The following is a 13,826-nucleotide window of genomic DNA, read 5'->3' on the forward strand; positions in this document are numbered from 1 at the left end:
CCGCCGGATCGACAGCGCGTGCCGCGATCGACGCCTACGCGCCCACCGTCGGCGCGACGCGCGCGTCCACGGCCGGGTCCCGCGGATCGCAGCCGGGCGATCCAGCGAAGGCGGCGCGCGCGGGACATTCCCACGCTGAATCAGAGCGCTTCAGGCTGGCGCCCTCGCCTCGGGCCAGCGCATCACTTCGCGCCGGCGCGCCGCAGCACCTCGGCGCGCTCGGCGTCGGTCGGCTCGCGCTGGCAGTCCTTCCCGGCGCTCTGCAGGACATCGAGCTGCCGGACGAGATCCTGGGGATCCACGCTCAGGCATCCTTCCTCGAACTCGGAGCACTCGGCGACCGAGAGCGCGGTCCCCGCGACATAGCGGCAATCGGGATCCCCGGGTGGGTACCTCAGGAAGGTGGAGGCGTTCGTGAGGAGACACGCCGCGTCCGACGGCGTGTTCGCCTTCTTGCAGCGGGAGGCGGCGATGCGCGCCATCCGGTCCAGCTCGGCCGCCGGATACATGGGGACCCGGGGGCGGGCGGGCTCGGCGCTCGCGGCGCCGGCGGTCCGCGGGCCCGCGGCGGGCTGCGGCGCTCCGGAGCACGCGCTCGCGAGGAGCGCGCACGCGCCGGCGAGGACGAGCAAGGACCCCCCAGTCATCATCACGCGAGACGTACCATATCGGCCTCATCACCCGCAATCGAGCCGCCCCGGACCGGAGGCTCGCTGGCCCGACGTGGATCGGGTCGCCGCCCTTGCGGCGGCGGCGAGCGAGGAGGCAAGCTCCTCCTCGATGCTCCCGGACAGCGTGATCGACGGCCGCTTCGAGGTGAACGCGCTGGCCGGCGCCGGAGGGATGGGGACGGTCTACCGGGCCCGCGACCGGGCGAGCGGCGCGACCGTGGCGCTCAAGCTGCTGCGCGAGGCCGACGCGCACTCGGCGGCGCGCTTCGTCCACGAGGCGCACGTGCTCTCGGGCCTCGAGCACCCGCACATCGTGCGCTACGTGACCCACGGGACGACGCCGTCGGGCCAGCCGTACCTCGTGATGGAGTGGCTCGCGGGGGAGACGCTCTCGGAGCGCCTTCTGCGCGGAGCGCTACGCCTCGAGGAGGCGCTCGCCGTCGTGCGCGCCGCGGCCGGAGCGCTCGGGACGGCGCACGCGCGCGGGATCGTCCACCGCGACGTCAAGCCGAGCAACCTGTTCCTCGTGGATGGCTCGATCGAGCGCGTGAAGGTGCTCGATTTCGGGATCGCGCGCCTGCACGCGGCGGCGACGCGGCTGACGCAGACGGGCAACGTGCTCGGCACGCCCGGGTACATGGCGCCGGAGCAGGCGCGGGGGGACCACGCGCGGCTCGACGCGCGCGCCGACGTCTTCTCGCTCGGCTGCGTGCTGTTCGAGTGCCTGACCGGGCTGCCGGCGTTCCACGGGCAGCACGTGATGGCGCTGCTCGCCAAGCTGCTGATGGAGGAGCCGCCGCGCCTGCGGGAGCTGCGGCCCGAGATGCCCGCGGAGCTCGATCACCTGGTGGCGCGGATGCTGGCCAAGGAGCCGGCCGCGCGGCCGGGCGAGGGCGCCGCCGTGGCGCAGCTCCTCGACGGGATCAGGGACGCGAGCGGCGGCGCGACCCCGGCGGATCGGAGCGTCGCGCCGATCACCGGGGACGAGAAGCGGCTGATCTCGATCGTGGCGATCCAGCCGGTCCGCGAGCGGCCGAGCCCCTTGCAGGAGACCGTGCCGCTCAGCGCGGTGTCCCTCGACGCGCTCGCGCAGGTGCGGTGCGTCGCGGCCCCGCTGGGCGCGCGGGTGGAGCAGCTCTGCGACGGGACGGTGGTGGCGACGGTGACCGGCGCGGGCAGCGCGACCGACGTGGCCTCGCTCGCGGCCCGCTGCGCGCTGCGGATCCACGCGACCCTGCCGACGGGCGCGTGGAACGTCGCGCTGGTGACGGGCCGGGCCGAGGACACGGGGCGCATACCGCTCGGCGAGGTGCTGGAGCGGGCGGCCTCGCTGTTCGAGGCGCCCTCGCGGGCCGGCCGCGCGGACGGGCGCGAGGAGCGCCACGAGGGCGTCCAGATCGACGCGATCACGATGGCGTTGCTCGACATGCGCTTCGACGTGCTGGAGCAAGGGGGAGCGCTCTGGCTGCTGGCGGAGCGCGAGGTCGGCGAGGCGGCGCGCAAGCTGCTCGGCAGGCCGAGCCCCTACGTGGGCCGCGACCGCGAGCTGCGCGGCCTCCTCCAGACCGTCGAGGGGAGCTTCGAGGATCGGCAGGCCGCGGTGGCGCTGGTGACGGCGGCGGCGGGGATGGGCAAGTCGCGCCTGCGCCACGAGCTCCTGGAGCTGCTGAAGCGGCGCTACCCCGCGCTGGACCTCGGCGTGAGCCGCGGCGACTCCATCGGCGCGGGCTCGGCGTTCGCGATGCTGGCCGGGGCGCTGCGCAACGCGCTCGGGATCGCGGCGGGCGAGGCCGCCCCGGCGGGCCGCGAGAAGCTCGAGCGAGCCGCGTGCCGCCTCCTCGCCGAGGCCGATCGCTCACGGGTGGCGGCGTTCCTCGGAGAGCTGATCGGCGCGCCGTTCCCGGACGATGACCGGCCGCTCCTGCGAGCGGCGCGTCAGAGCCCGGCGCTCATGGCGGAGCGCGTCGAGCAGGCGTACATCGATCACGCCCGCGCGGTGACGGACGCGCAGCCCATGCTGGTGGTGCTGGAGGATCTGCACTGGGGGGACGCGCCTTCGGTGCGGATCTTCGATCGGGCGCTGCGCGAGCTCTGCGATCGGCCGTTCGTGGTCATCGCCTTCGCGCGGCCCGAGGTCCACGACCTCTTCCCCCGGCTCTGGATGGAGCGGGGGCGCTCGGAGATCCAGCTGCGCCCGCTGCCCGCCCGGGCCGCCGAGCACCTCGTCCAGAGCGCGCTCGGCGAGGCGATCGAGGCGCAGACCGTCGCCGCCATCGTGGCGCAGGCCGACGGGAACGCGTTCTACCTCGAGGAGCTGATCCGGGCGGTCGCCGAGGGGCGGGCCGGCGCGTTGCCGGAGACCGTGCTCGGGATGGTGGAGGCGCGGCTCGCGACGCTGGGATCGGAGGAGCGGCGGCTGCTCCGGGCCGCGAGCGTCTTCGGCGAGGTGTGCTGGACCGAGGGCGTGCGTGCGCTCTCGGGCGCCCCGACGCCCGGCGCGCGGGAGGAGGAGGCCTGGGCCGAGCTCTTCGAGCGCGAGATCCTCGAGCGCCGCCCGACGCCGTGCTTCGCGGGCCAGGAGACGATCGCGTTCCGTCACGCGCTCGTGCGGGAGGGCGCCTATGCGATGCTCACCGATCGCGACAGGCGCCTCGGGCACAGGCTCGCGGGGGAATGGCTCCGCCAGGCGGGCGAGCAGGATCCGATGGTGCTGGCCGAGCATTTCGAGCGCGGCGGGGAGACGGCGCGGGCGGCGGAGTTCTACCTGCAGGCGGCCGTTAAGGCGCGGCTCGCGGCCGATGTGCCGGCGGTGCTCGCGCGCGCCCGGCGGGGTATCGCCTGCGAGCCCGCGGGGGAGGTGCTGGCCGAGCTCCATATCCTGCTGTCGGAGCTGCTGTTCCACCTCGACGACCTGGCGCAGTCCTTCGCGCACGCGCTCGCTGCGCTGGCGAGCTTGTCGCCAGGCAGCGAGCACCACGGGAACGCCCTGGCGATCGCGCTCCTCGGCGCGGTCTACGCGGGTGACCGGCAGGCCGCCCGCGACCTGCTCCAGCGCGCGCCCCCCGCGGATCTCCCCGTCGATCCCCGGCGGGTGCTGGTCACCTGGACCCCCATCACCTTCCACGCCGTGCTCTGGGAGGGGATGCCCGACCTGGCCCGGCGCTACCTGCACAGGATCGAGCAGGACGCCGCGCCGATCGCGGGGGATGATCACATCGCCTGGGCCGCGATCGACATGGTGCGGGCGTGGTGGTGCGCCCACGCCGAGCGAGATGCATGGGAAGCGCTCCAGCGGTGCCGCACCGCGCAGGAGCACATCGAGGCCCTCGGCGATCGCTTCCACGTCATGATGGTGCGGCTGTATGCGGCCCAGAACGAGCTGAGCCTCGGCGCTTTCGAGCTCGCCGAGCAGGCCTTCGACGCGTTGCTCGCGGTGGAGCACGCGCCGGCCTACCTCGCGCTGACGGCGCTCTCGTTCCGGATCATGGGGCTGCTGGAGCAGCGGCGGGTCACGGAAGCGCAGGAGCAGGCCGGCACGATGCTCCGCAGAGCCTCGGCCTCCAGCGGGTTCTCTTACACGACGCAGGCGCGCCTGCTCCTCTCGGAATGCCGCCTGGTGCGAGGGGATCTCGCCGGGGCGGAGGAGGAGGTGCGCGCCGTCGGGGATGCCGCCAGGCTGGTGCCCTGCTTTCAGTCCGTGCGCCTCTCGCTGCTCGCCGAGATCCGGCTCCGGCAGGGGCGGGCGGCGGAGGCCGCCGCGCTGGCCCGCGAGGCGTTCGCCCTGGAGCGGTCGACCGCGTGTCTCTTCGTGCTCCGGCAGGAGGTGGTCCCCGCGCTGCTGGCCGAAGCGCTCCACGAGAGCGGCGAGGTCGAGGCGGCCCGTGAGGTCCTCCGCGAGGCGCGCGCCGAGCTGCTCGCCCGCGCCGACAAGATCGCGGATCCCGCCTACCGGCGGAGTTTTCTGGAGGACATCGACGCGCACGTACGCACGCTGGCGCTCGCGCGCGCGTGGCTCGAGACGTGAGCAGACGGGGGCGGCGCGACGAGGTAGAACCAGGCGGAGTGAACAGGGAGAGAACCGTGGCCGCCGCGAAGTCCACCCGGAACGATGTACAGGGCGCCCTGGAGCTCGCGGTGTTCGCCGGGGGCCGCGTGACGCGGCACCCGCTGCCTGCCGAGGGCCGGGTGTCGCTCGGCCGGTCGCCGGAGAACGACGTCCCGATCGACGACAGCTCCGTCTCGCGCCGGCACGCGATCATCCACCTCGGCCCGCCCATCGCGATCGAGGATCTCGGGAGCGCGAACGGGACCCGCCTCCGCCGCGAGCGCAGCGCCGGGCCGACGACCAAGCTCCTCGAGCTCCAGCCCGAGCAGGGCAAGACGATGGAGCTCTCGGTCGGAGACGCGGTGAACCTCGGCTCGACGCTGATCGTGATCCTGCCGCGCGAGGGCGCCGCGAGCGCGGCGCCGGGCCAGGGGCAGGGCCAGCCCATCGTGCTCGACCCGGTCATGGAGCGGCTCTACGCGCTGGCCGAGCGCGTGGCCGGCGCGCCGATCACCGTGCTCCTGCTCGGCGAGACGGGCGCCGGCAAGGAGGTGCTGGCCGAGCACATCCACCGGCGCTCGCCGCGCGCGCAGGGGCCCTTCGTGCGGCTCAACTGCGCAGCGCTCTCGGAGACGCTCCTCGAGAGCGAGCTGTTCGGCCACGAGCGGGGCGCGTTCACGAGCGCGGTCCAGGCGAAGCCGGGCCTCCTGGAGACGGCCGAGAAGGGCACGGTGCTGCTCGACGAGGTGGGCGAGCTGCCGCCCAGCATCCAGGTGAAGCTCCTGCGCGTGCTCGAGGAGCGGAAGGTGATGCGCGTCGGGGGGCTGAGCCCGCGGCCCATCGACGTGCGCTTCCTCTCGGCGACGAACCGCGATCTGGCCGCCGAGGTGAAGCGGGGCGCTTTCCGGGAGGATCTGTTCTTCCGGCTGAACGGCATCGCGCTGACGATCCCGCCGCTCCGGGCGCGCATCGCCGAGATCGCGCCGCTCGCGCGCGCGATCGCCGACCGGACCGCGAGCGCCGTCGGGCGCCCGGCGCCGGCGTTCGCCCCCGAGACGCTCGCCGCGCTGGAGGCGCACCGCTGGCCCGGCAACATCCGCGAGCTGCGCAACGTCATCGAGCGCGCGGTCGTGCTCTCCGGCGGGGACACGCTGCTCCCGGAGCACCTCCTGCTCGACGCCGCCGCGGCGCTACCGCCCTCCGAGACGCGCCCCGCGGCGGCGCCTGCCGAGACGCGCCCCGCGGCGGCGCCTGCCGAGGTCGCTCTGCCGGCCGTCGCTCTCCCTACGGCCGACGTCGCGGGCGGCTTACGGAGCGAGCTCGACGCGATCGAGCGGCGGCGGATCGTCGACGCGCTGGAGCAGTGCGCCGGGAACCAGACGCAGGCAGCGGCGCTCCTCGGCATGCCCCGCCGCACCTTCGTGGCCCGGCTGAGCGCCTACGGCATCCCGCGGCCGCGCAAGGGCAAGGCCACGCGCTGACGCGGCGGCTGTTGTCGGCCAGAGCGCTCCGACGTCCAGGCCGGTTGGGCGGCGACCACGCGAATTGAGCGAGCTTCGCTCAAGTGGCGCCAAGAGGGCCCGACTGACCTCGGATATCCCGCGCGATTGCCTGTGGTTCCGGTGGCACGCGCGCTGCTGTGTGGGCCGACGAGAGCCGGGCTCGATGTCCCGGCGTCAAGAACGAAAGGATATTGCCATGAAGAACCTTCTTCTCGCGCTCACCGTCTCCCTCTTCGCGTCGTTCACCGCCGCATGCGTCGCGACATCGACAGAGGATGCCGAGGTCGAGCCGGATCAGGAGACGATCGTGGAGAGCTCTCAGGAGCTCGTCGTATGCCCCGGGGCCGGCACGTGCGAGAGGGCCGACAGGTATTGTCAGGATCCCCAGAGCACCCCCAACTGGTGCGATATCCTGACGCGTTGCCTCGAGTGCGGCTCCGACCCCTGATCGAGCGCGAGGCGGCGCGCCCCTAGCGCTCTGCTGGACAGCGCCTCACTTCGCGCCGAGGAGCTTCAGAAGCTCTGCCCGCTCGAGGTCGGTCGGCTCGCGATTGCAGTCCTTGCCGGCGTTCTGCAGGGCCGCGATCTGGTGGTCGAGATCCTTCGCGTCGACGGTCTGGCAGCCCTCCTCGAAATCGGAGCACTCGGCGACGGACAGCGCGGTCCCCGACACGTAACGGCAATCCGGGTCCTCGGGCCGATATTTGAGGAATGGTGTGGCCTCGGTGAGGAGGCACGTCGAGTCCGAGGGCGCATTTGCCTTCTTGCAGCGCGCGGACGCGACGCGAGCCACCCTGCGCAGCTCTTCTACAGGATAGCGACGGCTTCGGGGACCGGCAGGGCTCGCCGCGGCGGCTCCGCCAGCCGGGGCCGCGGGCTCAGCGACGGCCACCCCTGAGGCACCACCCCCCCGACTCTCCGGCGTCGAAGGCGAAGGCGGCGAAGAGGAAGCGCACCCACAGGCGAGAAGCGCAGCAACTGTGATGAGATGAGTTCCCCCAACCTTCATGGGCTACCTGTATCACACCTCGTCTCGCCCCGGCAATGCAGAGCTCACCCGCCGAGCGCCATTCCAGCACGTCGAACATTACAGCAAAATTGAATATTTTCAGCGAGAACGCCCCATCCAGGGACGGGGGCGGTCGGTGCTCCGGGGCTGTCGTCGCGTGCGCGCCCGCGCGACGCTCGCGCAAGCGCCGCTCGCGCAGGTCTTGCTCAAGTCGAGCGAGGGTGACCCGACCTGCGGCGCCGGAACGCGAGGGCTCCTCGGATCCTGCGCGGATCCCCGTGTCCTCGCGGTGGCATGACGCCTGCTAAAAGGCCAATCGCCGCGCGCAGCGCCGCTATCTCGGCAGGAGAGCGCGCAGGCAACCCCCGAAGGGAGCTCTATCATGATGCGTGCATTGTTCGCCGCGTTGTCCGTCTCGTTGCTCGCTGGTTGCGCGGCGTCGTCCGATGGAGAGTCATCCGCGGAAGACCTCGTCCCCGAGGACATGGTCGCGCACTCAGACCAGGCGACGCTGAGCTCAGCGCGGTTCGAATGTCCTCCGGAGAAATGTGACAAGGCCATTCCCTCCAAGGAGCCCTGGTGGGCCATCAAGCGCCGTCCCGTTCAGGACCATCGTTATCTGGCGGCGCCCGGCGCGGGCGTCGACGACGCCGCAGAAGTGACGGACAGCGACGCGATCGCCCTCTCCTCGGCGGTGACGTTTCATTCGGAGACGCCGTTCTACGTCCCGCCGCGCGTCGGCGGCGACGCCGACTTCGGCGGGCACGGGCCGCGCACCTCTCTGGAAGTGGAGCTCCACGTCTTCAATGGCAACGAGGTCTGGGCGTCCGTCCATATCGACGCCATCGAGACGAAGAGCGACTGGACGCGCGCCGAGGGGACCGGCTGGTTCCACCTCTACACCGCGCCCAGCGACATCGCCGAGATCCTCAGCCCCACGTACTTCGAGCACGAGTACCTCGACACGAACCACGCCCACGACCTCTTCTCGTTCTCGACGGGCAGCCTGGTCTCGCTGCTCGACTATGTCGGCGACACGAAGGGCAACGAGGCGGGGACCAGGACCGGCGTCCAGGTCTTCTTCCAGCCCATCACCGTGGGTCTCCTGTGAACCCCCGGCGCGAGCGCGCGCCCGGCGAGGTCCGCCCCGCCGGAGGTCGCGCTCGCGCCGGACAAGTCGGCCAACATTCCAAGGTTCCACACACGAGACGAGGAGTTCATCAAGCCATGAGCATTGGATTGAGCACGGGCGAGCTGGGTGTCACGAGGGGAGACATCTTGCCCAAAGGGACGGATCCGCCGTACAAAACGCAGATTCCCATCGACTCGAAGCTCCGCTTCTTCGAGACGATCACCGGGGACTCGCTCCTCCAAGTGGCCGTGGCGGGCTTGACGCCCCCAGGCGGGTACACCGCGAAGACCGAGTACTGGTCGAGGCTCGCCCCCTTCAAGTCGACGGCGATCACCCTGGTCTCGTCCGGGTTCACGAGCGACCGGGGGACGTCGAAGTACGCCGAGGAGTTCCGGGAGTGGCTCGCCGGGGGCAGCGTCCTCTCGACGAGCCAGGAGGCGTCGGAGCAGCAGTGGACTCAGGGCACCTACCAGCCGGCCTCTCCGGCCAGCGCGCTCTACTGGGCCGTCGATCCGGACGAGCCTATCGGGCGCCGGATCGGCCTCCTCGTGGAGCTCGGCAGCGCCGGCGAGCTGCGCAACGCGATCTGGTACAAGATGGATGAGCCGCCCCAGGACGGCCTCATCTTCCAGAACCGCCCGAGCAAGCTGAAGTTCAAGCAGGTGTTCGCGGGGGATACGCCTTCGAGCGACCCGCACGACATCGCCCCTCAGCACACCTGGTACTACTACCATGGCGTGATGAGGCCCGCGTGAGCGGCCAGCGCGCCTGACGCCTCGCCCAGGGGCGCCGCCCCAGGCGCGCCCGGGCAGGCCTAAAGCGCTGGGCGGCGGAGCCGCTCACCCCGGCGCCGGGCGCGCCAGCCGGAACCCGATCCCCCCGAAGCGATCCCCGGGCTTGCCCGCGAAGCGCCCCGCCGCCCGGCAGAGGTTCGGCGACGTCGACCACGCGCCGCCCCGCGCCGCGCGGAAATCCGCGTCGCCGTCGTCGGCCGGATCGAGCAGCACGATCCCCGCTTCGGTCCGGGCCCCCTCGCGCTTCCACGCGTTGATGCACCAGTCGCGCACGTTGCCCGCCGCGCCGCGCAGGCCATAAGGGCTCTCGTCCTGCGGGAAGTCGTCGACGGGCCGCCGGCCGGCGACGCCCTCGTGGCTGCCCAGCATGCAACCCCAGGTCGGCTCCAGGAAATCACCCCAGGGCATGCACCGGCCGTCGACGCCCCGCGCCGCCTTCTCCCATTCGAGCTCGTTCAGGAGGCGCCACGGCGCGCCCGTCCCGGCGGCGTACCACGCGGCATAACGCATCGCCGCCCGCCAGTGGACGAACGCGACGGGCATCCTCGGCTCCTCCTGGACATCGGTCTGGATGCACCCGAGCCGGAAGCGGCCGTCGTCTCCCCGCTCGAACCGGAGCGAGTCCGGGCTCGATCCCGAGGCGGCGCGGCCGAGCGAGAGGCGCGGGCAGCACTCGAGGGCCTCGGCTTCCCGCCCGCTCGCGACGAGCGCGTTGAGGAAGGCGAGGTACTCGGCGTTCGTGACCGGGTGCCTCCGGACGATGAAGCCGTCGCACCAGAGCCGCGTCCGCGGGAGGCTGTCCCCCGCGTCCGGATCGCCCCCGGCGAGGAACCAGCCGGCCGGCACGTAGAGATCGTCCTCGCCGAGCTCGCCGAGGCGAAGCAGGCGCACCGGGTGGGCCCCCTCCCCGCCTGGCCGGACGCCGTCCCAGCGCCGCCCGCGCTCGATGAGCACGGGATACCACGCGTCGTGGTACCCCGGCGCGCGCAGCGTGAGGAGGTAGCTGCCGCGCGGGAGCGCCACATCGAGCAGGGGCGTCGGGCCGAGCTCGCGCGCGAGCTCGGGCACGAGCCTCCGGTCGCGCTCGACGTAGCGGTGGAGGGAGACCTGCGCCCCCGCCGGCGCGGTCGCCAGCGTGAGCGCCCCGTCGCCGGCGAGCAGCACCGCGTGGCGCCCGCGGTCGTGCTGCCGGAGGAGCGCCTCGGCGCGCGCCGCGCCCCGCGGATCCCGCGCCTCCTCGGCCTGGACGAGCTCCTCGGCGTAGTGGTCGGCCAGCGCCTCGTGCGCCTCGCGGAGATCCGGCGCCTCGTTCAGCGCCGAGCGGAGGACCTGCATCCACTCGACCTGGCCGAGCGACGCCTCCCGCTCCAGGCGCTCCGCCTCGTCCTCGAGCCGCCACCCGCGCGCCTTCTGCTCGGCCGGATCGAACGAGCTCAGGCCGTCGAGGATCGCCCGCGCCTCGTCGCGCAGCGCCCGGGCGCGCGCCCGCGTCGCCTCGATCTCCGGCCGGATCGCGCGGGCATGGTCCACGATCGCGAGCGCGCGCTCGCGCCGCCGCGCGCCGTCGAGCCAGCTCCGGAGATCTTCGGCGAGCGCGCCCGCGTCCGGGGTGCGAGCCTCCGGGGCGAGCGCCATCGCGCGGGCGCAGATCGCCGCGAGCTCCGCGGGCACCTCGTGGGGGGCGCTCGCGTCGACCGGCCTGAGCGCGCCCGTGAGGAGCGCGCCCCAGACCGCCGCGGGCTGGCCGCCGTAAGGGTGGCGCCCGGCGAGGATCTCGTAGAGAACGACGCCGAGCGCGTAGACGTCGCTCGCCGCGCCGAGGCGATCGCCCTCGCCTCGCGCCTGCTCCGGGGCCATGTAGAGCAGCGTGCCCAGCACCTCGCCGGGCTGCGTGAGCGGAGCCGCCTCGATCACGTCCGCCGCGCCCGCGGCCCCGGGCGAGGCGCGCAGCGGCGCGGAGGGCCGCGCGAGGCCCCAGTCCATCACCAGGACCTCGCCGAACTCGCCGATCATCACGTTGGCGGGCTTGAGGTCGCGGTGCATCACGCCGCGGCTGTGCGCGTACGCCACGGCCTCGCAGACGCGGAGGAACGTGTCGACCGCCCGCCGCAGCGCGACGGGCGAGAGGCTCCCGCCGCCGGCCGCGTACGCCTCGGCGATCACCTCGCCGAACGTGCGCCCGCGGACCTCCTTCATCGTGAACCACAGCCGCCCGTCGGCGAGCTCGCCGCACTCGTGCACCGGCACGATCCCCGGGTGCTGGAGCGCCGCGGTCAGGCGCGCCTCGGCGAGGAAGCGGGCGCGATCGGGCGTCGCGTCGCGCGTCTCGGACGACTGGATCTTCATCGCGAGCACGCGCCCCAGGATGCGATCGCGCACGCGGCGCACCTCGCCCATGCCCCCGCGCCCGATGCAGCCGAGGTCCTCGTAGCGCTCCTCCGCGGACAGGCGCTCGGGGGCCGTGACGGAGATGGGCGGCGGCTCGGGGGCCGTGGCGCCCGGGGTCTCGCGCAGCCTGAACGTGACGTCCGACGCCGCGCCGGCCGGCGGCGCGCTTCCCGACGCGGTCGAGGCGGGCGCGCCGCCTGCGGGCTGCGTCAGCGCCATCCGCTCGCGCTCGCTGAGGCTCATGCGTCGTCCACTCCGCGGATCGCGCCGGGGAGCTCCCCAGGGCCGAGGTCCGCGCCGACTCTATCGTCGGGGCGCGCTCGGCTCAACCCGACAGGCGCTGTACGACCCGATGAGCGCCGGCAGCCTAGCTGCGCAGCGCGGCCGTCGCCTGGGGCCGGAGCGCGGGGCGCGGACGCAGCGCCGGGCGCGGGCGCTTGGCCACCTCGGCCTTCCTCGGCACGGACGGCCTCGCGTCGGCTCTCCAGGGCTGGAACCGCTCGTCCTTCCACATCACGAGGCCGCCCGACAGGGGCGCCTCGGGACCCGCGTCGTCCTCGGACCGCAACCAGACGAGCGGGCGCGCCTCGAAGACGGGCTGCGTGCACGCGATGTCCTCGAACGCCGCGGACCAGGAGCCGGTGTTCCCGAAGAACACCCCGCCTTCCCAGCTCCCCTCCGGGTTGTGGGTGTGCCCGAAGATCACGGCCTTGGCGCCGTGCGCCCTGGCCACGGACCGCGCCGCCCGGTTCACGCCCTGCCAGACCGCGTCGAGCGTCGGCTTCGGCACGGCGCACTCGTACGCGACGAGGAGCGTCGGCGCGAGCAACGCCGCCGCCGCGAGCCCCCCCGGCATCCAGCACAGGCACGCGAGCGCCGCGAGGATCCCGAGCGCCGCGAGCCCGAGGCGATCCAGCCAGAGCTCGCGCGCCACGCGGCCGAGGCAGTCCTCGGCCGGCCGCGCGAACAGCCGCGCGTGCTTGACCACGGCGGGGAAAGGCGCGCCCGTCTCGCGGGCGGCCGCGGCGAGGTCCGCACGCCGGAGCGCCCGGCGGCTCGGGTCGCGCCGGCGCACGAGCTCGATCATCGTGCGCAGCGCGCCCACGCCGAAGGCGAACACGAGGGAGCGGCCAGAGAACAGGTAGTACCGCGTCCAGTGAGAGAGATAACCGAAGCCGGAGAGCATGAACGACGAGTCGACGTGCGGGTTGAAGTACCCCATGCGCGACACGAGCAGGCGGCTCACCAGCGAGCCCATCGTCGGCTGGATCTCCCCCGGATTCCGGCCGAACGGCGCCATCGGGTAGCGATAACAGCAGTACGAGTCGTACTGATTGCCGTGCTCGACGATGACGCCGTCGTGCGTGCGGTGGAACCAGGCGCGGAAGGCCACCCGCGCCGCGAGCGCCGCGCGGAGCTCCTCGGTCGATCCCGCCGGAGGGCCGCCGTCCCGGATCGCGAGCTCGTGCATGGCCGCGTCCACGACGCTCCGCTGCACCGCCTCGCGCACCTCGGGCAGCGTGAGCTGGATGTCGTGGTTACCCGCCACGAAGACCGCGGTGTGCCCGTCCGCGACGATCCGGCCGACGGCCGCGACGAACACCGGGTGATCGCGCAGGATGGCCTCCATCGCCGGCACGGCGTGCTCGGCGGTGCGCGGCAGGTCGTGGACCACGCTCTCGTTGCCGATCACCCGAGGCGCATCCAGGTCGAAGATGTCGCCGTTCAGGACCAGCGTCAGCGCGTCGCGCTCCGCGCCGAGCCCCCCGGAGCCGCCCGCCCCCTTCCGGACCTCTCCCCGGAGCGCGTCGAGCATCGCCGCGATCTCCCCGTCCGGGGAGTACGGCGCCTGCCGATAGCGCATCCAGAGACCGTCGGTCGGCTCGAGCTCACATAGATGGATGTCTGAGATAGCCACCGTGTGGTGCATCGGCGGGAAAACTGACATGAGCACGTCTCCACGCCAGCCACAGGACCGTCAAGACTTGGTGTCACCGGGCGTCGAGAGCGCCCTGCTGCAGTGCGCCCGGAGCGTGTTCCGGCGCGCAATCACGCTCAGCACACCTGTTCGCCACGGTGCATCCCCGTGACTGTCGCGCGCCCGCCACGAGCGAACTCGGAACGATCGAGCACGAAGCGCATTGAGATCTCGGCTCCTGGATTCTCACCAAGAGAGCAACTGACCGAGCGGCCCCCTCTGGTTGGGGCTCGGTCGCCCCGGAACACATGATGTGGTGGCCGCTCCGGACGCGGCGAAGCCCTGGCGAGCGCGACGAGCGGCCCCA

At 73.1% G+C, this 13,826-nt stretch carries 9 protein-coding genes; 5 read left to right on the top strand and 4 right to left on the bottom strand.

Translation table 11 applies throughout. The features are described 5' to 3' along the window. Positions 1–182: 182 nt before the first annotated feature. Positions 183–650 (bottom strand): hypothetical protein, encoded by a 468-nt coding sequence (locus ACSRUE_RS44830; protein ID WP_441293196.1) that lies wholly within the window; start codon positions 648–650, stop codon positions 183–185. A gap of 73 nt (positions 651–723) precedes the next feature. Between ACSRUE_RS44830 and ACSRUE_RS44835 the strand changes: the two genes are divergently transcribed. The 3 genes from ACSRUE_RS44835 (at position 724) to ACSRUE_RS44845 (ending at position 6,666) form a co-directional block, all read left to right on the top strand. Further along, positions 724–4,695 (top strand): protein kinase domain-containing protein, encoded by a 3,972-nt coding sequence (locus ACSRUE_RS44835; protein WP_441288917.1) that lies wholly within the window; start codon positions 724–726, stop codon positions 4,693–4,695. A gap of 38 nt (positions 4,696–4,733) precedes the next feature. Further along, a complete protein-coding gene (locus ACSRUE_RS44840) occupies positions 4,734–6,197 on the top strand; it encodes a sigma 54-interacting transcriptional regulator (RefSeq protein ID WP_441288918.1) in 1,464 nt (487 codons plus the stop codon). Positions 6,198–6,414: 217 nt separating this feature from the next. Then, entirely contained in the window at positions 6,415–6,666 is a 252-nt protein-coding gene (locus tag ACSRUE_RS44845; RefSeq protein ID WP_437761620.1) for a hypothetical protein, read from the top strand. A 45-nt stretch (positions 6,667–6,711) separates the two neighbouring features. On the opposite strand, the gene ACSRUE_RS44850 is transcribed toward ACSRUE_RS44845, so the two are convergent. Beyond that, positions 6,712–7,011 (bottom strand): hypothetical protein, encoded by a 300-nt coding sequence (locus ACSRUE_RS44850; RefSeq protein WP_441288919.1) that lies wholly within the window; start codon positions 7,009–7,011, stop codon positions 6,712–6,714. Positions 7,012–7,609: 598 nt separating this feature from the next. Here ACSRUE_RS44850 and ACSRUE_RS44855 point away from each other — a divergent pair. Continuing rightward, positions 7,610–8,338 carry a hypothetical protein gene (locus ACSRUE_RS44855; RefSeq protein ID WP_441288920.1) on the top strand — a complete coding sequence of 243 codons (729 nt, stop codon included), beginning with the start codon at positions 7,610–7,612 and terminating at the stop codon, positions 8,336–8,338. A gap of 116 nt (positions 8,339–8,454) precedes the next feature. Continuing rightward, positions 8,455–9,114, top strand: a complete 660-nt coding sequence (locus ACSRUE_RS44860; RefSeq protein WP_441288921.1) for a hypothetical protein — start codon at positions 8,455–8,457, stop codon at positions 9,112–9,114. Between the two features lie 84 nt (positions 9,115–9,198). On the opposite strand, the gene ACSRUE_RS44865 is transcribed toward ACSRUE_RS44860, so the two are convergent. After that, on the bottom strand, positions 9,199–11,784 hold the full coding sequence (locus tag ACSRUE_RS44865; protein WP_441288922.1) for an SUMF1/EgtB/PvdO family nonheme iron enzyme: 2,586 nt from the start codon (positions 11,782–11,784) through the stop codon (positions 9,199–9,201). A gap of 124 nt (positions 11,785–11,908) precedes the next feature. Further along, on the bottom strand, positions 11,909–13,459 hold the full coding sequence (locus ACSRUE_RS44870; protein WP_441288923.1) for a hypothetical protein: 1,551 nt from the start codon (positions 13,457–13,459) through the stop codon (positions 11,909–11,911). Between the last annotated feature and the right edge of the window lie 367 nt (positions 13,460–13,826).

The organism is Sorangium sp. KYC3313 (genome assembly GCF_052075895.1).
Classification (GTDB): Bacteria; Myxococcota_A; Polyangia; order Polyangiales; family Polyangiaceae; genus Sorangium; species Sorangium cellulosum_B.